Annotated in this window: 21 protein-coding genes; 6 read left to right on the top strand and 15 right to left on the bottom strand. The window is 55.6% G+C overall.

Annotated elements, in window-relative coordinates:
• Positions 1-85: 85 nt before the first annotated feature.
• The 8 genes from QLG21_RS19435 to QLG21_RS19470 form a co-directional block, all read right to left on the bottom strand.
• Complete coding sequence (locus QLG21_RS19435) at positions 86-931, bottom strand: DUF6387 family protein (RefSeq protein ID WP_063144140.1); 846 nt, start codon at positions 929-931, stop codon at positions 86-88.
• An 832-nt stretch (positions 932-1763) separates the two neighbouring features.
• Complete coding sequence (locus QLG21_RS19440; protein WP_282485027.1) at positions 1764-5645, bottom strand: inverse autotransporter beta domain-containing protein; 3882 nt, start codon at positions 5643-5645, stop codon at positions 1764-1766.
• A gap of 188 nt (positions 5646-5833) precedes the next feature.
• Positions 5834-6751, bottom strand: coding sequence for a bifunctional helix-turn-helix transcriptional regulator/GNAT family N-acetyltransferase (locus QLG21_RS19445; RefSeq protein WP_137849778.1), 918 nt, complete (start codon positions 6749-6751; stop codon positions 5834-5836).
• A 170-nt stretch (positions 6752-6921) separates the two neighbouring features.
• Positions 6922-8232 carry an amidase family protein gene (locus tag QLG21_RS19450; protein WP_348994651.1) on the bottom strand — a complete coding sequence of 437 codons (1311 nt, stop codon included), beginning with the start codon at positions 8230-8232 and terminating at the stop codon, positions 6922-6924.
• 62 nt (positions 8233-8294) lie between these two features.
• Positions 8295-9590 carry a histidinol dehydrogenase gene (hisD, locus tag QLG21_RS19455; RefSeq protein WP_006178070.1) on the bottom strand — a complete coding sequence of 432 codons (1296 nt, stop codon included), beginning with the start codon at positions 9588-9590 and terminating at the stop codon, positions 8295-8297.
• The gene (locus QLG21_RS19460) at positions 9591-10733 is read right to left on the bottom strand and encodes an ester cyclase (protein WP_006178071.1); all 1143 of its coding nucleotides are present in this window, start codon (positions 10731-10733) and stop codon (positions 9591-9593) included.
• Between the two features lie 161 nt (positions 10734-10894).
• Entirely contained in the window at positions 10895-11866 is a 972-nt protein-coding gene (locus QLG21_RS19465; protein ID WP_282485029.1) for a nuclear transport factor 2 family protein, read from the bottom strand.
• The gene (locus QLG21_RS19470; RefSeq protein WP_282485030.1) at positions 11863-12933 is read right to left on the bottom strand and encodes a LacI family DNA-binding transcriptional regulator; all 1071 of its coding nucleotides are present in this window, start codon (positions 12931-12933) and stop codon (positions 11863-11865) included. The genes QLG21_RS19465 and QLG21_RS19470 overlap by 4 nt, the downstream gene beginning before the upstream one ends.
• Positions 12934-13276: 343 nt before the next feature.
• Here QLG21_RS19470 and QLG21_RS19475 point away from each other — a divergent pair, with 343 nt between their 5' ends.
• From QLG21_RS19475 to QLG21_RS19500, 6 genes are all read left to right on the top strand, one after another.
• Positions 13277-14515, top strand: a complete 1239-nt coding sequence (locus QLG21_RS19475) for an MFS transporter (RefSeq protein WP_282485031.1) — start codon at positions 13277-13279, stop codon at positions 14513-14515.
• Positions 14516-14590: 75 nt separating this feature from the next.
• Positions 14591-15913, top strand: coding sequence for a histidinol dehydrogenase (gene hisD / locus QLG21_RS19480; protein ID WP_137849782.1), 1323 nt, complete (start codon positions 14591-14593; stop codon positions 15911-15913).
• Between the two features lie 3 nt (positions 15914-15916).
• On the top strand, positions 15917-16681 hold the full coding sequence (locus QLG21_RS19485) for an SDR family oxidoreductase (protein ID WP_282485032.1): 765 nt from the start codon (positions 15917-15919) through the stop codon (positions 16679-16681).
• Positions 16682-16689: 8 nt separating this feature from the next.
• Positions 16690-17433: an alpha/beta hydrolase gene (locus tag QLG21_RS19490; protein WP_282485033.1), complete on the top strand. Its 744-nt coding sequence runs from the start codon at positions 16690-16692 to the stop codon at positions 17431-17433.
• Positions 17415-18206 (top strand): aldolase/citrate lyase family protein, encoded by a 792-nt coding sequence (locus tag QLG21_RS19495; RefSeq protein WP_282485034.1) that lies wholly within the window; start codon positions 17415-17417, stop codon positions 18204-18206. The genes QLG21_RS19490 and QLG21_RS19495 overlap by 19 nt, the downstream gene beginning before the upstream one ends.
• 11 nt (positions 18207-18217) lie before the next feature.
• Complete coding sequence (locus QLG21_RS19500; protein ID WP_282485035.1) at positions 18218-19393, top strand: cupin; 1176 nt, start codon at positions 18218-18220, stop codon at positions 19391-19393.
• 60 nt (positions 19394-19453) lie between these two features.
• Here the strand turns inward: QLG21_RS19500 and QLG21_RS19505 are convergent, their stop codons facing one another.
• The 7 genes from QLG21_RS19505 to QLG21_RS19535 form a co-directional block, all read right to left on the bottom strand.
• Positions 19454-19933, bottom strand: coding sequence for a hypothetical protein (locus QLG21_RS19505; protein WP_042322267.1), 480 nt, complete (start codon positions 19931-19933; stop codon positions 19454-19456).
• A 127-nt stretch (positions 19934-20060) separates the two neighbouring features.
• Positions 20061-21392, bottom strand: coding sequence for a VasL domain-containing protein (locus QLG21_RS19510; RefSeq protein WP_282485036.1), 1332 nt, complete (start codon positions 21390-21392; stop codon positions 20061-20063).
• 24 nt (positions 21393-21416) lie between these two features.
• Positions 21417-21860: a type VI secretion system baseplate subunit TssE gene (tssE, locus tag QLG21_RS19515; protein WP_006178084.1), complete on the bottom strand. Its 444-nt coding sequence runs from the start codon at positions 21858-21860 to the stop codon at positions 21417-21419.
• A 1-nt stretch (position 21861) separates the two neighbouring features.
• Positions 21862-22398 (bottom strand): type VI secretion system lipoprotein TssJ, encoded by a 537-nt coding sequence (tssJ, locus tag QLG21_RS19520; protein WP_282485073.1) that lies wholly within the window; start codon positions 22396-22398, stop codon positions 21862-21864.
• A complete protein-coding gene (gene tssG, locus QLG21_RS19525; protein WP_282485074.1) occupies positions 22379-23434 on the bottom strand; it encodes a type VI secretion system baseplate subunit TssG in 1056 nt (351 codons plus the stop codon). The genes tssJ and tssG overlap by 20 nt, the downstream gene beginning before the upstream one ends.
• A complete protein-coding gene (gene tssF / locus QLG21_RS19530; RefSeq protein WP_282485037.1) occupies positions 23434-25197 on the bottom strand; it encodes a type VI secretion system baseplate subunit TssF in 1764 nt (587 codons plus the stop codon). Before tssF ends, tssG begins: the two co-directional genes overlap by 1 nt.
• A gap of 13 nt (positions 25198-25210) precedes the next feature.
• Positions 25211-25951: a hypothetical protein gene (locus QLG21_RS19535; protein WP_282485038.1), complete on the bottom strand. Its 741-nt coding sequence runs from the start codon at positions 25949-25951 to the stop codon at positions 25211-25213.
• Positions 25952-25968: the final 17 nt, after the last annotated feature.

A 25968-nucleotide genomic window follows, 5' to 3' on the forward strand; every position in this document is an offset into this window, starting at 1 on the left:
TTAAAGTAAAAATCGCAAAAAAAAACATCATTTACAATGATGCTATTGGTTTTTCAAGTTAAAACAGACAGTTATAGATAAAATACTAATCCGATAGTTTCATTACATCAGAGACTTTCATTTGCTTCAAATGGCTATTTTTGTTCATGAAGTAATGGAATTGTCGGATAAAGTCAGTTGTGCAGGATTTAAGAGCCAAAGGCCTGTCGGTATCTTTGATTTGACTGGACTGCCTCATTTCACTTTCTTCGTCATCGTCTGTATATAGTAGTCTGGATAACCTGTCGTCAGAGACACGGATTTTTTTAACGGCTGCCCACACTAGGATATCCAGCATAGGTATTACACGATAGCTGATGAGTTTCTTGATAGTTCCGTATCCAAAACGAACAGATTCCAATGGGTTTTCATCAATACCCTTAACTTTACGCCATTGCGGTAATGCAGCTTTAAGCGACTCTGCAATCTCTTCGTCTGTGCCACTTGCCAAATCAATCTCGAACATGACTGTTCGTGTAAACTGATCGGGCATAATGTCTGAAAGTGATTCCTCTCGAAGCTCTGCGTTTATAGAATAATTGTCACCTTCATGCCAAACAAAACCTCCGCGTTGCATAGCAATAATGCTCGTTTCAGCAAGGCGATCAAGAGTTGTTAGAAAAAAATGGGGAGGTTGAAAAAGTTTGTTGGCAGGAGTCATGTATCCAAGTTGCCCTTCTGGAATCAAAAAAGGGTTGCCGGTGAAAATCTTTGAGAAGTAACTCATAAGAGTTCTGCTCTCAAACTCTTCCCGATACTCCTTAAAGAACAGATTCCGGGCCCATAACTCGTGATAGAAGTGTATCAATGAGAGATCTTCAAACTTGCGATAGTTATCTATGTTAAGCCAAGCTTTGATTTCTTTTGTATGCTCTGGTGACCAGTTGTTCAAAATCCATTCTCCACCTATGCTGGTACTGCCCTACGGGTACAATTCAGTTATGCTGAAAAACTACCGTATATACTAATCGGTGGAAAGCAGATCCTGCTTACGCAGTTCAACTCCCAGTTGGTAGCTGAACTGAAGATTTATTATCTTTTGATACAATTTGCCAGTCAGCTAATCGTGAGAACTCATACCATTAAGATTTATGGTTCCTTTTTAGAACCACCAATAAAATAGAAATAGAAAATTAATATAAAAATCAATAGGTTGAATAACCAATCACAGGGACGCCAGCCCAAAATTCTCCATCGGTGATTTTCAGAGTCATCCGATGAAGTCCTAAGAGCCCGCATGGCACAAGCCCTGCGGGCTTTTTTGTGCCTGCATTTTGTCCCGCGAAGTCTGATGCCAACTCATTAAATCCGAACCTGTTAGGTTCCTCTTTAAGCATTATTGTTGTTGAGATGCCATAATCGATGAAAACCCAGCAATGGCAAGACATATTTCTATCGATCAAGAAAATCGAATCTGCTCAACTCAAGGAAGCAGACTACGTCGGACGTACCCGGCAGAGACACTGTATTTTTATCGCTTCAGAAGCCTGAGTGAGGCGCAGGAAATTACAGCGTGCTGTAACAGCCTCACGAATAGTAATGAACTGTGAGTAGCACTACACATCGAGTTGAGAGGGAAAATGTTTTCCCCAGTCACCACATTCAGGATGAAAAAACACAGGGGATTTTCCCCTGTGTTTTATCTTTAACTCAGCGCTGTGTCTTTTCCCCCATATTCGCGACGTACCTGTACCCGCGCTGATGAGAATGCCACTGCCTGACGGTTAATTTACAGCCGAACAGTTAATGCTCTGGCTGTAACTTAGCCAGTCAATCACGCACTGGTTATTACCCTTTTCTAGATAGTTAAACTTCACGCTGAATTTATTGGTCGCCAGTATAGATTCAACAGTGGGAACCCAGGTGCCATATTCTCCCGCTACTGCATACTGGGTTCCATTTTTCCAGGGCTGACTGAACCAGTTATCGGTCACGGTAATAGGCCCCCTCGATGGCTGACCACGCACGCCAATTGAGGATCGATTGCTGGTACCGTAGCGGCCATAGTCAAACCAGTTTTGCGTGACTTCCATAAACGCGCCGGCCCCTTCAGACTGATATTTATGCATGTCAAACTGATGATAAGCGCCGCGCCCGCCACCATTTAATACCAGATTGTGATGCGCCGCATATCCCTCTCCAGCCTTGCCGCTGCCGGCAATCGAATGTCTGTTGCTGTTAAAAAGATTGCAGGCAACTTCCGCCGTGGCATTGCCGTTTTGAACAACAACGCCATAACCGAGTTCAGATTTGATATTGTCATGGATATAGCTGTGATGTACCCGCACATTTGTCGATTTTTTCACACTCACGGCTGCCCATGGCCATCCCCAGAGCTCCATATTATCCACCTCAACATTATGGCTGCCTTCCACCGTCTGGATACCAATAGTGGTATTTTTAGTCAGCGTACCTTTATAGGGTCCCTCATAGCGAATGCCAGACATTCGCGTATTGCTGTCCATAACAATAATCGGGAACTGATTATTTTGTTCGCTCAAATAGGGAATGCTGAGGCGAGCTCCCTCGCTACCGTCAGAACCGCGGTCGCTGAAAATAGTCGTTCCGCTTTTAATAAAGATTGCATTTTTCGTGACCGGTAATTCAATTTCAACATCGCCCGGGATATAGATATAGGGCGTTCCGGCATCAACCAGCGCCTTCAGCGTCGTATAATCGGTCGCTTCCTGATAATTTACACTCTCTTTATCAATCTGGTTCGCATAACCCTCGCCCCCACCCACAACAGAGCACTGGCCGCTCGCATCCAGAAGTCGTGTTGTAACAACGATGTTCAAATCCAGCGGTGAGGATACCCGGCCTCTCTTATCGACGGCCCGTATCGTTACTGGGTATCGGTTTTCCCCACCCACGACAAAGCCCGGCAGGGTCAACTTAGAGCTTCCCTCTTTCTCCATGATAGTGCCCCCGGCGGCTTTGAAGGCGGAAGCGTCAATCTTGTAATTCGCCACACCGTACAGACTCTGAACCTCCGGCGTCACCTCGGTTGTACTGCCCTCAAAGCCCGTGACGGCCGTATCCGCGGTGATGACGAACGGGGCCTGACTGACGGCGATATCTATCTTCGTCGGTTCACTGATATTGCCGTGCGCGTCCTTTCCGGTAACCGTGATGCTGTAGTGGTTGCTTCCCGTTGCCTGCCATGCGGGCATGACAAAATGATAGTCAGGCAGTGTGCCGGTAATTTTACCGCCTGCGGCAAGGAAATCCTCCGCGCTGAATTGGACGTCACTTACGGTAGTTCCTTCTGACACCACGTTCAGGGTGGCATCCACCGTCTCCTGCTCGGTTCCTGTCAGCGTGCCGGGCGCCGAAACGGCAATGTTGACAGGCCTCACCTCTAGCGTCAGGGTGACCGGTGTCGATGAACGGCCTGACTTATCCCATGCGACAGCGCGCACAGAATAGCGGTTGGTCCCCTCTTTTTTCCATAAAGGCAGGGTGAACCGCCAGGCATTCGTGCCGTCCTGCGTGATTTTCCCGCCAGCGCTGAAAAATGCCTCACCCTGCCACTCGATGCGATCGATGCCGGACTGGGCGCTGGCCTGCGGCGTAACGACAAGTTCCTCACCTGATTTACCCGTCATATTTTCATCAAGAATAAGGTTAACGGTCGCTGAAGCCACTGAAACAGTGGCGGTTACCGGCGCGGAACGGTGATTCTGATCGTCACCTGCGGTAAGAGTAATGACATACTGGTTGGAGCCCACGTCCGACCACGCAGGCAGTTCCAGCCAGACTTTTTCTTTTTCCACGCTGACTTTACCCCCACGGGCAATAAACTCGGGCGCCTCCCAGTCGAGCCGGGTTACGGGAGTTCTTGCATCAATCGTCAGCGGCAGCGCAATACGCTCCCCCTCATTACCCGCTACCTCTGGCGGAACGGTGAGCACAATAGAGCGAGGCTCAACCACGATTCGGGCTGAAGCGGTGTTAGAAATGTTCCCCTCGCTGTCACTCACCGTCACTTCAATGGGATAACTGTTTTCACCGCCAGCCTTATAAGGAGGCAGAACGGCACTATAGTTCAGGCTCAGGCTATCTGCTTTTGCAGCACGCGTCTGGATAAATTTGCCCCCGGCAGCAAGAAATTCAGGCGCCTTCCAGTCAACTTTGCCAATGGCGCCGGTAGTGCGAACATTGAGGCCGATCGCCAGCGTTTGTCCCTCTTCGCCCTTCAGATCGCCCGCAAGTGAGATGTTGACATCCATCGGCACAACATCCACCTCGACGCGGAACGGCGCTGAAAGATTGCCTTTTTCATCAATGGCGCGTCCTTCCAGCTGGTAATGATTACTTCCGTTTGTTTGCCATTCGGGCAGAGCCATAACGTAGGCGCCGTTTACATAGGTAATATCACCACCGGCGGCGAAGAACGCCTCGCCCTGCCAGCTAATCCCGGTCACGGCATAGCGCGAAGAAATATCCAGGTTTAGCGCGAGCTGGCTGCTTTCAACGCCCGAAACCTTGTGATGAGGAGACACGTTAAACAGGCGATCCTTTTTATATTCCAGAACAATAACGTTGTTTCTGTCCACCAGGTCATAGCGGGAGCCCGCCAGCGTGCGGTTAAAACGAACGCGGTCCGGGTCAAGCTGCGTTTTGAGCGGCAAGCCAAACTGCCAGGAGAAGTTAAGCCCTACGGAAAATTCGTCTCCCCCGCCACGCGTGTTAACCGTTTTTTGCAGTGAAATGCCCGCCAGGGGTACAGGTGTGTAATTCAGGCCAAGGGTCAGTACCTGAGGATCTTTCTGAAGATCATTCGGGCCAAAAATGCCGACCCGATCGCCATAATATCGCGCCCAGGTGATTTTTCCGCCTAACTGCGGCAAACGAGGAAGCCAGGCCTCTGTCCGGATATCAAAGCCATTAGCGACGCGTTCGTGATAGTCCGTGAGATCGCGCGAGCGTTTCCAGTCGCTGAGCCGGTAATAGCCATTCGCAGAAACTCGAAAGAAATCGCGCGCATACTCAAGACCTGTGCCAAGGCGCTTATGCTGGCGACTGACGTCGTAATCGTAAAACATATTGGCGCCGAACATGGCGGTGTCAGAAGGCCAGAATCGATAACCCATACCGAGATTCGCCATGGTCCTGTCGTCAATCCGTCTTATTCCCGTCTGGGAAAAAAACAGATGGCTGCGGTTTTCATAAAGGGGCAGTAAAAAATCAAATTCACTGCCTTCAAGGTGTACGCTGCTTAAATTCAGCTTCACTCTTGCTGTACCAAAAGAAGAAAGACTTTGCTGTACGGCTGAGCTGAAGAGTCCGGAGGCCATGCTTCCCCCTACGGCACCAATGCGTTGGGCGGAAGCGTCCTGCCCTAACACCTGAGCGAGTTTTGCGCCAGCCCCCGCTCTTGTCCGTGCGAGAGTTTCTTCACGGCTATTTTGCCCTTCATGTAACGCGCGATATATACTTTCTCTGGCATTCATGGTTTGTTCATTTATATTGACTTCACTTCCAGTAGCCAGTCCGGGCTGCATAAAAAGTACAATATAAAGTCCATGTTTACATTTAAGAGAAGGCAGACAGCTGACCACCATATTGATAATTGCTCCATAATTTAAATAGTCGCTCTCCATAAATGAGATGAAAATTCATCTTCACTGGCGACGGTATTGCCATGTAAAACGCAGTTAATCTGACTGTAGTTATATGTTGTTCATACCCTTAATGCGTCACTACACGTACTGGTACCAAATTAAGGAAACAGGTACCAGATGGTATTCATCTTTGGTTTATACAAAAAAGAAATACAAAAAGATGATTGCTACATTTTTTTCAACATGTATATGTCACAGCTGTCATGGCCGGTATTGCCAAGTCGTGCAATATGTTTGAATCCAAAAGCTTCGTAGAGACGCACGGCATGCTTCAGCTCTTTAAGAGTTTCAAGATAACAGGCGTGGTATCCCATGACTGAAGCCTGAGAAAGAATAAAAGCGATCATTCGTCTGCCCAGTCCCATTCCTTGTACTTCGCTTTTGAAAAATAACTTCTGCATTTCGCAAATGCCAGTTTCTCCGTCCAGTGACGCGAGTCCCGCTCCCCCGACAATCATTCCATTTGCTTCAGCAACCCAATATCCGGAACCGGGATGCTTATAGGCTTCACTTAAGGAATCGAGTTCTGGATCATGGAGACTTACGCCCTCAAGATGATCGATTTTATTCTCACGAAAGCTATTACGGATAATATCTGCGATTGCGGCGTTATCTTGTGGCTCCAGACGCCTGATAACGATATTTGATTCACGCTGGCGACGTGCATTACGCAAACTACCTGAAAAGTGCAGTAAGGATTTACGTAAAACCTGAATTTCTTCCTCAGATGATGATGCGAGAGCGTCCACAACAAACCTGTCGGCGTTTTCTTCAAGCTTAGACAGGAGTTGCTTTCCGGAGTCGCTTAATCTGTACAGAGAGGCTCTGCCATCCTGGGCGTCATTTTCTTTAAGCAGGTATCCCTCATCACTAAGATTCTTTAGTGTGCGGCTCATACTTGCTTTCTCAACGCAAAGCTTCGAGGCGAGATCGGTACACCCCTCAGGACGATTGCTGAGTTCAATCAATATATGACTCTGGAGAGGGGATAACTCGGTTCCACTTGCTTTACGGCTGAGCATACCCAGTTCTCTGACCATTTCTCGCAATGTTGCGCGGAAAGAACGAATTTCTGACTGTTCCATAGTCCAGGACCTTCAATGATGTGAAGGCGTATGATACATAACATAGTTAACGGTGTTAACTATGTTGTCCGTTTTTCCAAAATTCTCGATCGGTGATGATCAGAATTATCCGAAGACCTCCTGAAGACTGCACGGCACAAGCCCTACGAAATGTGTGCACCTTAACCCTTTCACCACTTCCCACCCAACGCCCGCTCACAACCCCGCGCCAGCGCCAACAACCCCGTCTCCTCCGCCTGCACCGATAAAATCTCCATGCCCACTGGCAGCCCACTGCGGCTCACGCCACAGGGCAAGGTTATTGCAGGCAGACCGCTTATCGCGGACAACTCAGGCGCGCAGCCGGGCGGCATTTTCGCCATGCTGTCCGGCAACCGCTGTACCGTGGGATACACAAATCCATCCAGCCGCAGCTCCTCCGCTACATGGCACAGGTTCTGGCGCAGCTGGCGCTGAAAACGCCGCCCCGCCAGCCAGAGCGGGGTTTTGAGCGTGTTATACGTCATCATCTGCCTGAGAAAGGGTGCGAACTCAGGCAAAAATGCGCCGGAGTCGACAATGTGCTTCAGCCCGGCAGGTGCATCAGGTTGTTTTGTCAGCCAATGATCGATCGCCACGCGAAATTCAGACAGGCTCAGGCAGGTCTCCTGTCTGACTTCATCCATAAAAGGTAATGCTATCTCAACCAGCGTCGCCCCTGCCCGACTTAACGCATGCAGCGCCGGGTTCCAGACCGCCAGCTGCACGTCATCGCTTCCCTGCAACGCGGTTATCACGCCGAAGCGCACACCTTTCAGCGAACGTGGCGGCAGCGGAATCGGCGGCAGACCGTGGATGATGGCGTGCAACATGGCCGCATCTTCCACGCTGTGAACCATGGGCCCAACGGTATCTTTACTGGGAGAGAGCGGTGCCACACCGTCCAGCTGCGCGCGGCGATAGGCTGGGCGCAGCCCCACCAGCCCGGTATAGCTACAGGGAATACGAATGGAGCCGCCGGTGTCAGTTCCCAGCGCACCATCGGCCATGCCAGCGGCCACCGCGGCGGCGCAACCTCCGCTGGAACCGCCGGCGGTCACCGACGGGAGAAGCGGGTTTGCCACATCGCCGCCCAGCGAGCTTCGGGACCGCACGTCAAATGCAAACTCGGACATATTGGCCCTGGCGAGAATAATGGCGCCGGCCCGGCGCAAACGCTGTATCACCCGCGCGTCTGAGGTCGCCCTGAGCGAGGCCAGCGCCCGGCAGCCAAGGGTAATGGGCAGCGGCGCGCAGGCAATATTATCCTTGATAATCAACGGCACCCCGTGCAAAGGCCCGATACGCTCTCCGCGTTGACGCTGCTGCTGGCACCGTTTCGCCAGTAGCATGGCGTCGGGGTTAACGCCGAGGATGGCGTTTAGCCCATGCTGCTGTTTTATCGCGTTAAGCCGACGGGCGATTTCATCCGGGCAATCCTCCGGTGGTATCAGGCGCATCATGGTCATGCGTGAGAATTCCTGTGCTAAAAGCCGGGCGCATGTCGCCCGGCACTGTCTTTGATTTAGTCCCGCATGCCTGAGGTGATTGCATCGATGTCCTGCGCACGCAATCGGATCTCCGCCGCCCGCCGGTGCCCCTGCATCCCTTCAGTACGGCTCTGGCGGATCGCCGGTTCCGCAATTGCCGGGATGCCCTGCTCATCAATCCACTGATGGGTGCAGATTTTGACATACGCCCCCACCCACAAGCCGCCGGTATAGCGCGCCGCCGCCATGGTTGGCAACGTGTGGTTGGTCCCGCAGCATTTATCGGAGAACACTACGCTGGCGTTCTGCCCAATAAACAGCGAGCCATAGTTGCGGATCTTCGCCGCCGTGGCGTGCGGATCGCGGGTATGCACCTGAAGATGTTCCGTCGCCATATGGTCAGCAAAGGCGATGAGTTGCGCTTCGTCTTCGCAAAGTACAATCTCGCCCTGTCGACGCCACGCCTCGCCTGCCGTTGCCGCCGTGGGCAGGCTGGCCAACTGGCGCTCAACCTCAGCCAGCGTACGCTCGGCAATCTCCCGGCTGGTCGTCGCCAGCCCGACGCGGGTATGTACGTCATGCTCTGCCTGGGCCAGCATATCAGCGGCCAGAATACGCGGGTCGGCGCTGTCGTCCGCTATGGTGAAAATCTCGCTCGGCCCGGCGAGGGCATCAATGCCGACTTTGCCAAACACCTGACGTTTCGCCTCGTTAACAAAGGCGTTGCCTGGCCCCACGATTTTATCCACCGACGGTATGCTGTCCGTCCCCCAGGCCATGGCCGCAATCGCCTGCGCGCCGCCAACTTTGAAGATGCGATGCGCGCCCGCCAGATGGCACACCGCGATCATCGCCGGATGCGCGCCCGGCGGCAGACAGGCAATGATCTGTTCGCAGCCCGCCACCGTCGCCGGAACAATCGACATTACCGGCGCGGAGAGGATCGGATAGCGTCCTCCGGGGACGTAGCAGCCCACCGTCTGCACCGGGATGATCCGGTGCCCCAGGTGCACGCCCGGCAGGGTCTCGACCTCCAGCGGCTGCATGGTCGCCAGCTGCGCCTGGGCAAAACGGCGCACCTGACTGATGGCAAATTCACTGTCGCGACGCGTCTGGGCGTCCATACCGGCAAGTGCTTCGGCAATCTCCTGTTCACTCACTTCGAACTGGGCTGGCACAACCTTATCGAACTGCTGTGAATAGGCCCTTAGCGCCGCGTCACCTTCATCTTTTACCCGCGCAATAATTCCGCTGACCGTCTCCGTCAGCGAACGATCGGCCTGTGCATCCTGCCCCTGCGGATGCTTGATCCAGATTACGTCATTCAACATTTACGCATCCTCCATCTGGCCAAGTTTGATTTGCGCCAGCAGCGCCAGGTGATCGTAAACCACCCACTCATCAACAATTTTCCCGTTGAGGATGTGGTAGTGCGACATCCCCATCACGAACAGTCGTTCTCCGGTCGGTTTACCCAGCTCGCCGTAACCCAGGTGATGCCCTTCGATAATCCAGCGAACCGCCACCTTCACGCCGCCCTCGTCGCAAGGGTTGGAGCAGATATGCTGCGGCAGCCACGCGCCGTCAGGGATCATACCCACCAGCGCCAGCGTCTGGTGGGTCACTGCCGCCGTTCCGTACAGCTCTTTCATCAACGGGCCGTGCCACTGCACGTTCGGGGCATACACCTCTTTGATTTTGCCGAACATCCGGCGGTTGTAGATCTCATGCAGCCAGCGCAGGCACTGCTCTTCCGTATCGCTGTGCGCAAGAGAAACATCGCACGCGATCTCCGGCGGATATTGCCCCAGCATGCGGCCGTTTTCGCCGATATCCATCACGCGGAAGCCTTTATCAAACTGCTCTTTGGCCATATTAAAGGCGACTTCATCGGTGTTAAGGCCAAGCTGTTTCATTAACGACATGTTGTCGCTGACCACCCACTCGCGATAAATTTTGTTCTCGTGGATCATGCAATCCGCCACGGTCCGGGTAACAAATGTGCGGTTGGTCGGTTTGCCTAAATGGCTGTACTGGGTATGGCGCCCGCTTCCCGTGACCAGATGCGAGGTATAAAAACCGTCGACATCATTTCCGTTCCAGATAACCTGGGTTGCCATGCCGCGGCGTTCCGGGAAAGCAACCAGGCGCTGCAATGTATCCTGCACCACCTGTTCGCGGTTATATAATGTCCCCAGCGCGTTATAAAGCACGCAGTTATGGGTATAATGGGAATAAATTAAGCCCACGTCGCGCTCATCCCATATTTTATGGGTGCAGCGAACAATATAATCGACGATATCGGTATAGCAGTCGTCAAAGCCTCTTAATGACTGCGCACGCGGGCGATTCTCCGGCACCAGATCGACAAAATCACGGCGCTCGACCTGTAATACGGACTCTTCTTTAAGCGCTTTCACGCTGCTTTTTTCGGGTACGGCTGGTGCTTTATTTGTTGCTTCAGTGGAAGACATATAAACTCCTGCTCTATTTTCAGAAAATATACCCGTAATACTTCGCGTTGCAGATGCGTTGGCTACGCGAATTATTTAGGGTATAAGAACCCGCACCCGTAAGTGAGGGTGAATTAAAAATGATGAGTATTGGCAGCGGAAATAAGGAGGCTGCCGCCCCGTTAATTAAATATTTGCGACCAAATCGCTAATTCATCAATACCTAAATATTCACGGAAAATTAACCCATCGCGTAATTCAAGCTGGGTAATACCGGTGACTGAAACAGGTTTACGCGTCGGCGCGCCAAACTTGCCGTATCCGTCATGCCAGGTCAGCAGCGACCAGCGCAATGAAATGCGAACCGGCTCGTTGGGATCTTTACGCACAACCAGGTGGTGCAGTTGCGTTTCGCTGTCGGCAAACGAGGCGCGGTAGCCGGAAAGCTGTGCGCCGATCTCCTGTTCACCGGTACAGGTGCAATGGCCGGGCGCATAGAGCGTTGCCGCCGGGTGGTATAAACCGGGTACCACGCCGCTGTTGCCGCCCGCCCACATCGTCAGGTAGCGCTCCACCACGCCTGCAAGTACACCTTCCACATCATCGCCTTCTGGGCCTCCCGCCCAGCGCGCATCCAGCGTCTCGGCGGAAACAGACTCCAGCCCAAGCTGCTGACGCATGGTCGCCAGGTTAAAAGCAAACTCGCGGATATCCAGCCCCAGTTGCGACACGATGGCGGCGCGATCCTGCAGCAGCCACTCCTGACGCACGGCTCCGTCGACGCAAATGCGATCGGCCCACGTACGTACCCAGACATTTTTGCCAGTTGGCGGACCAAAAAAGCCCTCCCCCTGATGCTGGATCCGCGCGACGGTGCGCTGAGCGGCATAGTACTCGTCACCCGGATTCTGGCTACAGAGGATGTCCTCGGTCAGCACGTTGCGCTGCGGAAAACTGTGCATCGCCTCAAGGGTGAGGCGCATAAACTGTGACAGCTCATGCAGCTGTTTTTCCGGGGTCGTAAATACCACTGGCGTGGCGTAAAAATCCGCCAGCTGACCAATGTCTTTCTGCTCCCATACCACGTGTGTCAGCGTCAAAATAAACTGCTGGATGGAGTCGAACTGTGGGCTGAAGCCCCGCAATCTGGTCATTTGAGCTCCTTAGTCTGGAATAGCGATAAGCCATCTTTTTCGATAACGCCACTGCGCGGGCGGCGGGCTGAGTGGCGTATAACCAGCGTACCGGGCACTGTAATCTGCTCAGGCTCTATGGTTTCGCTTTCAATTTGCTTCATTAATAACTCGACCGTGGCGTCCACCATTTCGCCCACCGGCTGTGATGCAGAGGTTAATGCATAGGAGGGCCAGCCTGAGGGGCCGATGTCGTCGTACCCGACAACGGACACCTCCTCGGGAATGCGCAAGCCAAACGCATAGCGCGCCACATCCATCACCGTCACGGCCATATGATCGTTGGCGACAAAGACCGCATCCGGCACAGGCGTTGCCGAAAACAGAGCATAGGCTGCCTGCGTGGTGTGCTGAACGTCGTAATTGCCATTCACCACCTGCACATCGGTGATACCGTGCTCTTGCAGGGTGGAGATAAACCCGCGCTGACGGGCGATATTGACCGGCGAGTCAGGCACGCCGCCAACGTAGGCGAAACGCTTGTGCTCCCCCGCCAGCAGAAACTCGGCTATCTGCCGTGACGCCGCCTCGTTATTGCTGTTGACGCTGGAGGCCATCCCACTCTCTTCGCTGCGGTTAAACAACACCACCGGGATCCCGGCGGCGAGGCACTCCTCGGATAACTCCAGCGACAGCGTGACCGATGCCAGCACGATACCGTCCACGCGGTACTGCATAATCTGGTCGAAAATGCGGTCGACGTTGCCTTCCCGGTCGCCGACAAACAGCAGCAGGTGATAGTTCAGCGTATCCAGCTTTTGTGCCAGCGCCTCCAGCACCTGCGAGTAAAAGGGGTTATCGAAGTAAGAGATCACCACCCCAATAATGCGCGAGCGGGCCGTGTTGAGCGACCGGGCTATCGCGTTTGGACGATAACCAAGCTCACGCGCCGCTTTCAGCACTTTTTCACGTGTTGCCGGTGAAATACTGGCCCCGGGCGTGAACGTTCGCGACACAGCGGATTGCGATACTCCCGCCAGCTGCGCGACCTGTTGAGATGTGACTGCTGCAAAAGTCTTACGTTTCATTACCCCGTTTTCCTTATCAACGACTTACCCACGTTCATTCTGTTCACGGACCGCGAAAAAGCCCCTTTTTTCACCTGTTCCGGACGCTTCAGCAGGTGGGTGTTTTTTATACTTACACCACCTTTGCATGCGTATGCAACACAAAAAAATAAAATTCTCACAACAAGATCGAGATCACTTTACAAACATGAAACCTTTTCGTAACTTCAAAGCTTGAATACGTATGCAAAGAGTTTTCATACCGTCAAAGGTACCGGAGAGAACAGGAGTCGCCCAAAGGATTGAACCGGTAAACGTCGTACTTGGCTGGTTGTAACCCATTACTTTTAAGAGGTTCAAAACCATGTTTCGAGCACTGTTACGCCGTCGGGAAGCCCGGCTCTTTTTCATCATCAGCGTCCTGTTCTTTATCTGTATTCACAGCATCGATGCCTTCCTGGCACCAATGATGATCAACCAGGGCTTCGAGCCACAGATAATGGGCATCATTATGGGGGCGTCCGGGCTGGCTACGCTGCTTATCCGTTTCCCGTTGGGGATCATCTCCGACGTGGTAAAGAGCCGCAGGATTTTTATTCAAATCGGTTTACTGCTGCCCATTATCGCCTGGCCGATCGCCTGGTTCGAGCCTAACGCCGTCACGTTATATATGGCTAAAGCGGCTGACGGCGTCACGGCGGCCACGTGGGTGCTGTATAACATTTTGTTCATTCGCTATTTCGACCGTAACGAAGCCCCGGCGGCCGTGGCGCTGCTGGCGCTGGCCGGGCCGATCGGCGTGTTCCTCGGCAACTGTATTGGCGCCGTGCTGATCCACTACTTCGCTAACAACATCGCCTTTTTCGTCTCCTGCATCTCGGCCCTGGTGGCGTTGATCCTGACGACCCGCATTCAGGACGTTCATGATCCGGTGCAAGCTCCCACGCTGAAAGCCTGCATCACCGGGGCGCGACAGCAGCTGGCCGACCGTTCAGTCTGGTTGATTGGCATCCTGGCGACCATCGTGATTCTGGTTCCCTTTGCCACTCGCGACACCCTGACGCCGGTCTACGCCGAACAACTGGGCGCCCGGGCGGGGATCCTCGCCCTGCTCGGTAATATCCATCTTCTTTTTTACGGGCTGGCCATTGCCCTGTGCAGCTCGGTGTTTTATCAGCGCCTTGGGCTGGTAAAAACCGCCGTGCTCGGCATTGTGTTACAGGTGATCTCGACGCTTGGCATTCCTTTTACCAGCAATTTATATGTCATTTATTTGCTCCAGGCGCTGGCAGGTTTTTCCTTCGGCATGGCGTTTGCGGCATTTATGTCGCTCAGCGTGGTGAATACCACCGCCGATGAACAATCCACCCGCATGGGATTATTCCAGACGATCTATTCCTGCGGCATGTTTGTTGGGCCGGTGATGATGGGCGTGATGATGCAACATATTAATATCTCGTCCGGTTACCTGTTAATTGCCGCGCTCTCGGTCGTCGCTGCGATTGCCACGCCGCTGTCCGCACGCTGGGTTTATGCCCGTAAGGCGCAACACGCGTCCCGCTTATTAAAAAACGGGGCTTACGCCGCCGCGCCGGATCATTAACACATTCTGCAGTAATTCATTTATCCCGGCTCGCCGGGAGGGCAACTGACATCTTAAAAAGGTAAGGAGAAGCGTGTGTCGTGGAAATTGAAAAGCGGTAAAAGTACCGAAGAGCGCCAGCAGGCGAATCAGCAGGTCAGAGAAACAGTTGAACATATCCTGGCGGATATTGAGAAGCGGGGAAATAAAGCCATTCGTGAATTATCGATTAAATTCGATCGCTATGACCGTCAGGATTATCGCCTGACGCCAGCGGAGATCGACCGCTGTATAAAACAGTTAAGCCGCCAGGATATTCAGGATATTGAATTTGCCCAACAGCAGGTGGCGAATTTTGCCCGCGCGCAGAAAGAGTGCCTGCGGGATCTCGAAATTGAAACGCGCCCCGGCGTGATCCTCGGCCATAAAAATATTCCGATCAACGCCGTAGGGTGTTATGTCCCCGGCGGGAAATATCCGCTGCTGGCCTCTGCCCATATGTCGATCATTACCGCCAGCGTGGCGGGCTGCTCGCGGATCATCAGCTGTGCCCCGCCGTTTAACGGCGAACCCGCCCCGGCGATTGTCGCGGCACAAAAGATGGCGGGCGCAACGGAAATCTATGCCCTGGGCGGCATTCAGGCGATTGGCGCAATGGCATTGGGCACCGACTCGCTGGCACCGGTAGATATGCTGGTCGGCCCCGGCAACGCCTTTGTTGCGGAGGCCAAGCGCCAGCTCTTTGGCCGGGTGGGTATCGATCTGTTTGCCGGGCCGACGGAAACGCTGGTCATCGCCGATGACACCGTAGACGCAGAAATATGCGCCACGGACCTGCTCGGGCAGGCCGAACACGGCGTCACCACCCCTGCCATTCTGCTGACCAATTCCCTGACGCTTGCTAAAGAGACGCTGCAGGAAGTGGAGCGGTTGCTGGAAAAACTTCCCACTGCCGATATCGCCCGCCAGTCGTGGCAGGATTATGGCGAAATCATCGTCTGTGACAGCTACGAAGAGATGCTGGCCGAGGCCGATCGCATCGCCTCCGAGCATGTTCAGGTGATGACCGACCGGGACGACTGGTTCCTCAGCAGGCTGACCAACTACGGCGCACTGTTCCTTGGCCCGCGCACCAACGTCGCCTACGGCGATAAGGTGATCGGCACCAACCACACGCTGCCAACGCAAAAAGCCGCACGCTATACCGGCGGGCTGTGGGTCGGCAAGTTCATGAAAACCTGCACCTTCCAGAAAGTCCTCAGCGACGAAGCCACGGCCGAAATCGGCAGCTATTGTTCCCGCCTGTCGCTGCTTGAAGGATTTGCCGGACACGCCGAGCAGGCCAATATTCGCGTGCGTCGCTATGGCCAGACGGAGGTGCCCTACGCGATGCCGGCCCCGGTCAGGGAAAAGGTGTAATCCATGACGCTTGTACAAACGCCCTCTTTCGCTCTGCACGGCAAACGCGCGCTGGTGACAGGTGGCTCGCGAGGGATTGGCTTCGCCGCTGCCGTCGCCCTCGCGCAGGCGGGCGCAGAGGTGTGGATTGCCGCCCGCAACCGCGAGGCGCTGGACCAGGCGGCCGGTCTCGCCGCCGGGCATCGGCTCACTCTCCATACGGTAACGCTGGATATCACCGACGCCCAGGAGGTTGACCGCGTGCTGGCGACCCTGCCGGAGATCGACATTCTGGTGAACAGCGCCGGGCTGGCCCGCCACCAGCCGTTTCTTGAGGTCAACGAAGACGACTTCGATGCGGTGATGTCGCTTAACCTCCGCGCCACTTTTTTCGTCAGCCAGCGCGTGGCGCGGCGTATGCGGGCGGGTGGTCGCGCCGGATCAATCATCCATATCTCATCGCAAATGGGGCACGTGGGCGGCCCCGAGCGGAGCGTTTACTGCGCCTCTAAGTTTGCGCTTGAAGGGTTAACCCGCACGATGGCGCTGGAGCTGGGCGAGGCCGGGATCCGGGTCAATACGCTGTGCCCGACCTTCATTGAAACCGATCTGTCGCGATCGGCGCTGGAAGATCCGGCGTTTCGCCGCTACGTGCTGGAGAACATCAAGCTGCGCCGGTTAGGCCGACTGGAAGACATTATGGGGCCGGTGGTGTTCCTCGCCTCCGGGGCCGCCGCGATGATCACCGGCAGCGCCCTGATGGTTGACGGCGGCTGGACGGCAACGTGAGGCACGCAATGGAAAACGCTCTGCTGGATAACACCGACCTGCCGCTGGTGCTGCTTGGCGGCACGCTGTGCAACGCCCGGCTCTGGCAGCCGGTAATTGAGCGGTTAAACGTGACGGCGGTGCTGTGCGTCACGCTGACGGGGGCAGAATCGGCGCGGCAGGCGTCGCAGCGTCTGCTCAGCGCGCTGCCGCCGCGCTTTTTGCTGGCCGGTTTTTCGCTGGGGGCAATCGTCGCGCTGCACATGGCCGCTGACGCGCCGGAGAGGCTTAGCGGGCTGGCGCTGATATCTGCCAACCCGCTTGCCGATCCGCCGGAAAACGCCGCGCCACGGCGGGACGCGGTGCGCACCGCCCGGGCGCAGGGAATAGTTGACTGGCTGGTCCCGGCGCTGTGGCAACGTTACGTCGCCCCGTCGCGCCTCAACGACCGGGCCTTACAGGACATTATCTGTCAGATGGCAAGCGAGTGCGGTGTAACGACCTTTACTCAGCAAACGGAAATCGCCATTCACCGGCAGGACAACCGGCTGGCGCTGGGCAATCTCCCCTGCCCGATAGTGATCCTTAACGGCGCGCAGGATCCGATCTGCACGCCCCATCATCATCACTTACTGGCGGCAAGCGCCGCGAACGCAACCTGGCATACGGTGGCATCTGGCGGGCATTTTATTCCGCTCGAGACCCCGGATGAGGTCGCATCGCCGCTGCGCCAGTGGATTACGGAGTGCATATCGTGCGCAAGAACACACTAAAAACCGCCTTTCAGGACAATACCCCCATCATCAACGGCTGGCTGGCGATCCCCTCCGGCTACAGTGCGGAAATTGTCGGGCAGCAGGGCTTTGATGCCGTAACCGTCGATCTCCAGCACGGCATGATTGATTTTGCCAGCGCGCTGACGATGCTGCAGGCGCTGTCGGCCACGCCAGCGGTGCCGCTGGTGCGGGTGGCGGATAACGATCCGGCGCAAATCATGCGCGTACTGGATGCCGGGGCTTACGGGGTGATTTGTCCGATGATCTCCAGCGCCGAGGAGGCACGCCGCTTCGTCGCCGCCTGCCGTTATCCGCCGCTGGGCGTACGTTCCTTTGGTCCGGCGCGGGGCCTGCTTTACGGCGGCAGCGATTATCCGCAGCACGCCAACGACGAAATCCTGACGCTGGCGATGATCGAAACCCGCGAAGGGCTGGCAAATTTAGACGCCATTCTCGACACCGACGGGCTGGATGGCGTGTTTATAGGCCCTAACGATCTCTCGCTGACGCTGACGGGCAACGCCAGCGCCGAATCCCAACACCCGGAGATGCTTGCTGCCGTTGAGCGGGTGATCGACCGCTGTCGTCAGCAGCAAAAAATCGCCGGGATTTTCTGCACCTCCGGCGCGGCTGCCGCAGCGCGTATTGTCCAGGGGTTTCATTTCGTCACCCCGGCAAACGACGTCATGCAACTGGGCCGCGCCTCGCGCGAAGCCATCGCCCTTGCGCGCGGTAACGCCATCCCTGCCACCGGCACATCCGGCTATTAAAAGGAGAAACGATGAACGCTATCCATCTTACCCAGAGCCAGGCGAGAAGCCGACTCATCACCCCCGATGATATGGTCTCCTGCAACCTTGCTTTTATTGACTGCAAGCTGCCCGGCTCGCACCTGAAGCAAAACTATTCGTTTATTGGCCCGGGCGTCACTCAGTCCTCCGAGCAGGTGGTGAATATTCCCGAGCCGCACGGTTTTAACATTGGCGCGGCGGCCATGCCGAAAGGGGTAACCAATAACCTGCATCTGCATTTTACGGCGGAAGTGTTCCTGATCCATGAAGGGACATGGCGTTTTCGCTGGGGCGCGCAGGGTGAACATGAAGCGGAATTCAGCGCCCCTGCGATCCTCTCCATCCCCACCTGGATTTTCCGGGGGTTTACTAACGTCAGTAAAGAGGACACCAGCGGCATGGTGTTCACCGTGCTGGGCGGCGACAACACGGGCGGGATCATCTGGCATCCGTCGGTGCTCGCGGCCGCCAGTGAGTACGGTATGTATTTAAGCAAAGAGAATATGTTGATTACGCAGGCACCCGGCGATCCGCAGCCTGACCCCGCCACGCTGCTGACGCCGCTGTCGGAGGCGTATATTGCCGGGCTACGTGATTACAGCGCTGAGGAGATGCGCAAGCGCGCGGTGACAGGCGATGACCGTTGCTGGTCGGCACGGGGACTGCTGGACTCGGTGTTGCCGGGACACGGCGGCGAAATCGCGCCCGTTATCGGCTTTGGCATTTCCCAGGACCGGGATTCCTGCCCTGCGATTGTCAGCCCGCACGGTTTTTCCGTCGAGTGGCTGCGGCTCGCGGACAATTGCGTCACGGGCCGACATGTGTGTCCTGACGTGCAGGTCATCATGGTCTTTAAAGGAAAGCTTGAGGTCACCTGGAATGAGGCGGGCAAGGAAGTGAGTATTATCGCACCGGAACGGTCGGTCATCTCCATTCCGGCAAACAGCTGGCGGCGCTACCGCGCGATAGAGGGGAATATGGAATGCATTTTGACAACCCAGGGCGATCAACGTAAACGCCTGTACTGGGATGAGGAGATCCTGCAGCAGGCGAAAAATCATAACCGCTGCCTCGATCCGGATGGTTATGTCGCCGATGCCGATATACTGCCCGCCACGGCCCGCCGGGCTGGGGCAAAACGTGAAAAATGGCAGGCAGATGCCTGAAGGTATGCCTGAAACGAAAACTGGCGCAGCAGGTTGCCTGCGCCAGCTTTCCGGCCCCGGTCAGGCCAGCTTGTCGAGCGCCTGGAAAAAGCGATCTTCCGTCATGACGACATTCGCTTTTGCATCCTGATGCTCACGCCGGATAAACCAGCCGGTTTCCGGTGCCATGCTCAGGTGATACGCCTGGCGACTTTCAGGCGTCTCTATCCGCATTGTCACACAGCCCCGCTCCGCTCCGCGGCAGAGTTGTTCCGGTACAATGCTGGCGCTACGGTCTGCGTTCTGGATCCGGATAGTGGTTACCGGATACCGGCATATGCCGCAGTTCAGACTGTAACCAATCGTACTGAGGTCGTGTATATGTTTTGTCGATACGACAACCTGAATGCTTGACCCCGCAAACCACTCGCTGATTTGCTCCGCCAGCTCGTCCATCCGCCCACAAAACAGCCGGATCTCAGCCTCCGCAGACGATTTGCCGGGTGGGGTGATGTCATTATTTTGCTGCACTTTTTTAAAAAAACGTTCTTTGGCTGACACGCTGTCGTCCCTGTTCATTTTCACATGCTGTTAAGCCTGGTCCAGCGCACCGTGCGCTGAGCGGCCATCTTCAATTTATCTCTGTAATGCCGTAAACGGGAGTCTGCAACTCATGACTGCACGCAGGTTATTGCGCCGTTTGTTGTTTGAGCACCGCATAGCGGGTAATAAGCTGCTGCAGCTGCTGCTCCGTCTGGCTCTGCTGTGCCGCTGGCCAGGGCCGATCGTGCGGCAGGACTGAAAGCTGGCGCAGTTGTTCTTCTGCCGGTATGGCGCGGGTAAATGACTGCGTCATCGCAAACACTGCCGACTTGAGTTCGCTGACCGTCATGTATTTGCCACGCTTTTCATCCAGCGCGTTGAGCCGGTTCGCCAGCTGCTGGAGCTGGGTCATCCCCTCATGCCAGCCGTTCAGCTCCGGTGCAGGAAGCGCGGCGGCAGCGACCTGCTGCTGCCACTGCTGTGCCAGCGGTTTCGCTTGTTCGGGCCACAGAGTAAGGGCCTGACGCACCAGACTGTCGCCATAGCTGACGGCCCAGTCCGGTTTCAGCCGTAACAGTTGCGCCAGCTGCTGCTGCGTTTTGTCGATACCCGACACGGGAGATGGCGACATGTGTCGCAGGGACTGTAGCTGTTCGGTGGATAGCGCGGCGGGTAACGGGGCCAGCGTGGCAGCGAGCTGCGTCTGTGCAGGGTCAGGCTGATGAAGTGCCTGCCAACCCCACGCGACCGCACCTGCCACCACCAGCATGGTCAGCATACCGGCCGCAAACGGCTTCCAGGGTTTAACCGGGGGCGAGCTTTCGGTCACCACCTGCACATTCGGCAACGGATCGGGCTGTACCACGTATACCCATTTCACCTGGTCGCCCGGGTTGGAGAGGCTTTTTTCAGGCGTGAGCGCCGCGTCATGGGGCACACTCACGCCGGTGTTGTCGCTGTTTTCCAGCCGCGCCGCTGTGTTATGCATCAGGATGCGCAGGGCATCAAGCTGGCTGGCGTGTTTCAATTCCAGACGCTGCAACACCTCACCCAGGGTATTCAGATGTTCCTCCGCCTGGTAGAGCTGGCTCAAATCCGCATACGTTAGCGCCCGGGTGCGCATCGCCTGCTGTAGCCGCCTGCTCAGCGCGCTGAGGATCTCCATTCGCGCATGGACGGGCTGCGGCCAGATTTCCCCCCACTGCCGGGCAACCAGCGTAGCCAGGATCGCCAGACCTTCATTCATGCCATACAAACCGGCCTGATGGGTACGGGCAAGCGTATACCAGGCGGTGGTCTGCAGCTCAATCCCGTTGTGCTCAAACAGCGAGAGGCAGAGCGTTTCCGCAAGCTGCCAGTTAACATCCGGGCGCGCCGGATGCGTCAGCTTGTTCATCTCATCGCGAAGGGCGGCATAATCCGCAAGCGTGCGCGGATCGCCGCCGGTATTAAGGTGGCGCTCAGAATGTGTCGTCATAACCGTTTTTGCCTGAGAAAAAAACTAGATTGCGGCGCGTACATCGAGGTACTGCTGCTGTTTAAGATGGCGGATTAAGACCCTGCCTTCCGGCATAAACTCGGTACCGTAGCGCACCAGTCCGATGCCCTTTAGTTCCGCATCAATGGCGTAGCGCAACTCGCCAGGCTGCCTCTGATCCAGCATCACTACGGTAATTTTGCTCAGGCGCGGCTCGTATTTCAGCAGTACGGCGGAGAGCGTCGTGATCAACTGGTGCGCGGTGCCGGGCATCCCCTGGAGAATTTTGGTCATATCCGGCAGGCCGTAGTCCGGCAGATGTGCCAGCGTCCCGGCGCGGCAGTTGAGAATGCGCTGCATGTTGTCCAGCACCGACAGGATGAGCTGGTTCTCCTCGCTGACGCTGTTCAGGTCGAGTCCGCCGGCGAAGTTGCCGAAAAGCGTTTCATACAGAGACGGACGTGGCATTTCAGTCCTCCTTAAGCGGTTGCAGGGTCAGGCGGTTATTGCTGGCTTCAATAATGCGAGGTTTATCCGGGTCGAGGTCGTCGCGGGTGAGGACCAGACGCCATGTATCATTCGCCTGGTCCGGTGACATAAACATCCCCGCCACCGCGACAAACTGCGCCGCCTCTTCCAGCGGCATGTCCAGCGTCACGGATTCTCCCGGACGGAGACGGATATCTTTCTCGGCTACCAGGTCAGCTTTAATGGCCTGGCTGTCATCGGCAAACAGCGACGGATAATCGGTGCTGTCGAAAGCCTTGCGGTCTTTCAGCTGGTAAATGCGTACGACCGTCGCCAGCGACGCCCCTTTCGCGTTGTTATTTACCCCCGAGCGCGCCTGAATATCCAGATGCAGGGTTTTAACCTGTTTGTAAAAAATGGAGCGGGTCATTGAGACCGTCCCGTCTTTTACCGTTTGCGTCAGCCCGCAGCCGGTTAAGGCCGTGGCGAGTGTTACTGCCAGCAGCGTCGCGGTGGTGTTACCAGCGGTAATCGCCATCTTCATCGCTCTCCCTTCGGTGAATATTTTCCTGAACGCGCTGATAACGGCCCAGGTGAATGGTGATAACGTCATTGTTGTTTTGCTGCGCATTGAGCGGCCGCAGTACCGCCGTCCGTCCGAGCTGGCCCCCCTGGACGTCATGGCACGCCAGCCGGGCATCCGGCAGCAGATGCCGCGCCACGCACAGCTGCATCCGCACGTCCAGATGCGATCCCAGATAGACATGCAGCAGCGCCATCAGATCGCCGTGCAGCTCCCCGCCGGGTAGCCAGCCGCGCACCTCTTCGGGGTTATCTGAGGTCAACTGCAACAGCACCTGACCATTCACGTCTGTCCCGTGCGTGCCCATAACAGGGCGAATCCGCAGGCCAATCGGCCGCTGCGTACTCATGGTGAGCGGATGCTTCAGCTCGATGCGGCAACGATCGTGGGGATACACCGTCGCACGGGTATCCGGTGCCAGGAGTTGAACCAGCGCAGCGATCCCCTCCGCCGTGCGCCCCGGTAGCAACATGACCGGCAGCAGCGCCAGAAAGCGCGACAGCGGCGTGGCGGTATTGTCCGCACAACCGGGTATCCCCAGCCCCGCCAGCCCAAGCAGATACTGCGAGGTATTGTCAGTGCCGCCCGCCTCAAAGGTCGCCGGATAAGAGTACTTCCGCCAGATACGGTAATACTGGGCGATCAGCCGATGATTGAAGATATCGAGAAAATCGCGTGTGGCTTCAACTCCCTCCCGCCGCTGGGCGATATCGTCGATATAGTGCGTCGGCAGCGGCGATTCGACGCCGTACAGGCCCATAAAGGTGATATTGACCGATGGCGGCAGATGCGTATGTTCCGGTTCCGGCTCCGTCAGCCCCCTGATTTCACTGGCCGGAAACCCCATCCCCGGATGCGGGCGGAAACGGACAGGCTCCTGACGTAGCTGCCAGTCGCTGCCGGGCACCGGCGCATCCGGTTGACTCTGTTCAAGCAACCGGCAGAAGCGGTAAAAATTCATGTACGGCAGTTGGGGCCGTACCCTTTCCATCATCCGGGCAGGCGCGGACTGTGATTCTCTTTCCACCGGATACACTTCCCTTCAGGCTGAACAATCAGCGTGAGCTGGTTAAACTGGTTCATGTCGGCGTACAGGGCGAAAAAGCGGTTGAGCATTTCACCAAACAGGTGGATGTCGCCTTCACCCGTAAAGCCGTTGCTGTCGAGCGTCACTTCCACGTCCAGACCCCGCAGCAGAAACCCCTCTTCGAAACGCTGAATACGGTGGTGCCTGACGTCCAGAATGGCGTCCAGGCGACGGTTGTTTAACTCATCGTCCCGCCAGTTATAGAGCGACAGCGTGCCGCGCAGCACATCAGCGCTGCTCATCATGTTCAGAAAACGGGTTCCCAGATGGCTCATCACCCGCCAGTGGAAACGATCTTCCGCAGGGGGGTAGGCCGGGAGCGTCGGCTTACACAGGTTGCGCACGGTTAGCGGCGTTTCGGAGACCTGTTCACAGCGATCAAGCAGCGTGCTTTGCAGCGCCCGGCGCGGCAGTTGGCCGTTGGTGCCGGTGATACGCAACGACACGGTTTCCCGGGCTATTTCCCGGTCAGCCTCCCACTGCTGGCCGCCGAGGATCAGCCAGGTATCGTGCATGCCGTTCACGCCCCGCTTCACGCGAGTGTGGAAATAGCGTTCCGGCGCGTGGCGGCGCATCATCCCGCCCTGATGACGGAAGCTGGTGAACGGCACATAGCGCGCATCCCCGGTACGCCCGGAGCCGGTAACGCTGTCAACGGAGTAAATCTCGGTGTGCCCGTCCTGCAGGCGCTTCGGACGCAGCAGGTACTCGCTTTCCAGCCCGCTGATGGTCAGCGGATCGGCCTCAAGCGTGAACAGGTTGATCACCGGCACGCAGTGCAGGCGCAGGGCGTCGCGGGTCACCGGCAAATCGCTCTGCCAGACCTGGCTGAACACCACTTCGATATCAACATGTTCTGTCCCCGACGGCAGTGTGATGTTTTCCAGGCCGTTAAGGTGCACGAACATAAATTTTTCGCGGAACGTGAAATATTCCAGCAGCAGCTGATACCCGCTAAACGCACTGCCCGCTTTGGGCCACAGGCCGTCTTCATCGCCAAAGCCGCCTGGCGAGAAGTAACCGTCGAACGCGATGCGATCCGTCTGACCCGGCAAACGCAGGTAAAGGCTGGCCTGGCGTTTGGTCAGCCACAGGTGCAGGGCGCTGCCCGTCACGACCTCTTCCCCGAGATACAACGGCAGTCGGCGCAGATCGACCTGCGACCAGTCGGCCTGGCCGCTGCAAGTGAAGCGTAACCGCAGGGCTGAACGTCCGTCCGGCTCTGTGGTCATCACCACGTCTGACACCACCAGTGGGTTGAGCACCAGATCACGGGTGGTGCGGTAGCGGCAAACGGTATTTTTCTGCCCCACCGGGCGGGACGAGATTTCCAGCCCGGCGGGAATGACTTCACTCATCTTCATCGCCGCAACGTCCGGGCTGAACGCCACAATCGACAGCGACGGAATGGTGCGCATGTAGTGTGGCCACAGCATGCTGACCAGCCCTTCCGTCAGCTCCGGCAGGTCGTCATCAATTTTTTCGCGCAGACGGCCCATCGAGAAGGCAAACCCTTCAAACAGGCGCTCGACGTACGGGTCTGGCGTACCGGCCTTATCAAGATCCAGCATCGCCGCCCGGTCCGGGTGGGTTTGCGCGAACTCCTTTGCCGCCTCGCGCAGGTAGCGCATTTCGGCGTCAAAATAACGCAGGGTTAAATCTTCCATAGATTCCAGATCGTTAACGTCCAGTAGCGGAGTTGGTAATTAGCCCTAACACGCGAATACTAATTGGGAAAAAAACGATATCAGCAACCGCGGCGAAAGGCGTGAGAACGACATTTGTCACTAAATTAACAGGATGGAATTCTGTAGAATCATTATCGACATAAAATTCGACCTTATGGGGTTTATCCAGTAGCGTCATATCGTTGAACAAACTGTTATTTTTCTCACGAGGAAGTATTACCCCAGCTAAAGATATACGTTTGACATAATCTTCACCTTTACGCTGAAAACCAGCCTGCTTTAACGTTTCGACATCGTGGTCTGTAATTGTTTTAATGTGTTGATTGACGAATACAAAGAGTTCATCGGATAAACTTAATACTGCATCATCATTATTTGGATTTTTAAGTTTAAGCCTTAAAGCATCTTTTTTCTCGAAGCCCGAGACTAAAGGGTATTGAGTCGATATTTTGTCTAGCGCCAGAAGATCATTAGCCCCAGCGGTAAGAATATAAACATTCTTTATCCCCAGAAATGCAACCCCATTTTCAGGAATAGCTATTTTTATTGAAGATGTACCCTGCAAGGCCGTGACAGAAAGGTTTTTATACTGAAAAACCGCCGTTACATTGTCCTCAATAACCGTTGAATATCCATATCGATGTTCAACGACTTCATTACCGCTCCAAAGCAGAGCTGTGCATCCTGACGCCAAAAATACAAAAGACAACAAAACGGTTTTTACGAAACGCATATGTTTCTATTTCCTTA

This window comes from Enterobacter sp. V87_3, from assembly GCF_029967835.1.
In the GTDB taxonomy this organism is placed as follows: Bacteria; Pseudomonadota; Gammaproteobacteria; order Enterobacterales; family Enterobacteriaceae; genus Enterobacter; species Enterobacter cancerogenus.

Bases quoted from the DNA above. Each gene is read 5' to 3' on its own strand.
- QLG21_RS19440 (WP_282485027.1), bottom strand. From the start codon at position 5,645: ATGGAGAGCGACTATTTAAATTATGGAGCAATTATCAATATGGTGGTC.
- QLG21_RS19445 (WP_137849778.1), bottom strand. From the start codon at position 6,751: ATGGAACAGTCAGAAATTCGTTCTTTCCGCGCAACATTGCGAGAAATG.
- QLG21_RS19450 (WP_348994651.1), bottom strand. From the start codon at position 8,232: ATGATGCGCCTGATACCACCGGAGGATTGCCCGGATGAAATCGCCCGT.
- hisD (WP_006178070.1), bottom strand. From the start codon at position 9,590: ATGTTGAATGACGTAATCTGGATCAAGCATCCGCAGGGGCAGGATGCA.
- QLG21_RS19460 (WP_006178071.1), bottom strand. From the start codon at position 10,733: ATGTCTTCCACTGAAGCAACAAATAAAGCACCAGCCGTACCCGAAAAA.
- QLG21_RS19465 (WP_282485029.1), bottom strand. From the start codon at position 11,866: ATGACCAGATTGCGGGGCTTCAGCCCACAGTTCGACTCCATCCAGCAG.
- QLG21_RS19470 (WP_282485030.1), bottom strand. From the start codon at position 12,933: ATGAAACGTAAGACTTTTGCAGCAGTCACATCTCAACAGGTCGCGCAG.
- QLG21_RS19475 (WP_282485031.1), top strand. From the start codon at position 13,277: ATGTTTCGAGCACTGTTACGCCGTCGGGAAGCCCGGCTCTTTTTCATC.
- QLG21_RS19485 (WP_282485032.1), top strand. From the start codon at position 15,917: ATGACGCTTGTACAAACGCCCTCTTTCGCTCTGCACGGCAAACGCGCG.
- QLG21_RS19490 (WP_282485033.1), top strand. From the start codon at position 16,690: ATGGAAAACGCTCTGCTGGATAACACCGACCTGCCGCTGGTGCTGCTT.
- QLG21_RS19500 (WP_282485035.1), top strand. From the start codon at position 18,218: ATGAACGCTATCCATCTTACCCAGAGCCAGGCGAGAAGCCGACTCATC.
- QLG21_RS19510 (WP_282485036.1), bottom strand. From the start codon at position 21,392: ATGACGACACATTCTGAGCGCCACCTTAATACCGGCGGCGATCCGCGC.
- tssE (WP_006178084.1), bottom strand. From the start codon at position 21,860: ATGCCACGTCCGTCTCTGTATGAAACGCTTTTCGGCAACTTCGCCGGC.
- tssJ (WP_282485073.1), bottom strand. From the start codon at position 22,398: ATGGCGATTACCGCTGGTAACACCACCGCGACGCTGCTGGCAGTAACA.
- tssG (WP_282485074.1), bottom strand. From the start codon at position 23,434: ATGGAAAGGGTACGGCCCCAACTGCCGTACATGAATTTTTACCGCTTC.
- tssF (WP_282485037.1), bottom strand. From the start codon at position 25,197: ATGGAAGATTTAACCCTGCGTTATTTTGACGCCGAAATGCGCTACCTG.
- QLG21_RS19535 (WP_282485038.1), bottom strand. From the start codon at position 25,951: ATGCGTTTCGTAAAAACCGTTTTGTTGTCTTTTGTATTTTTGGCGTCA.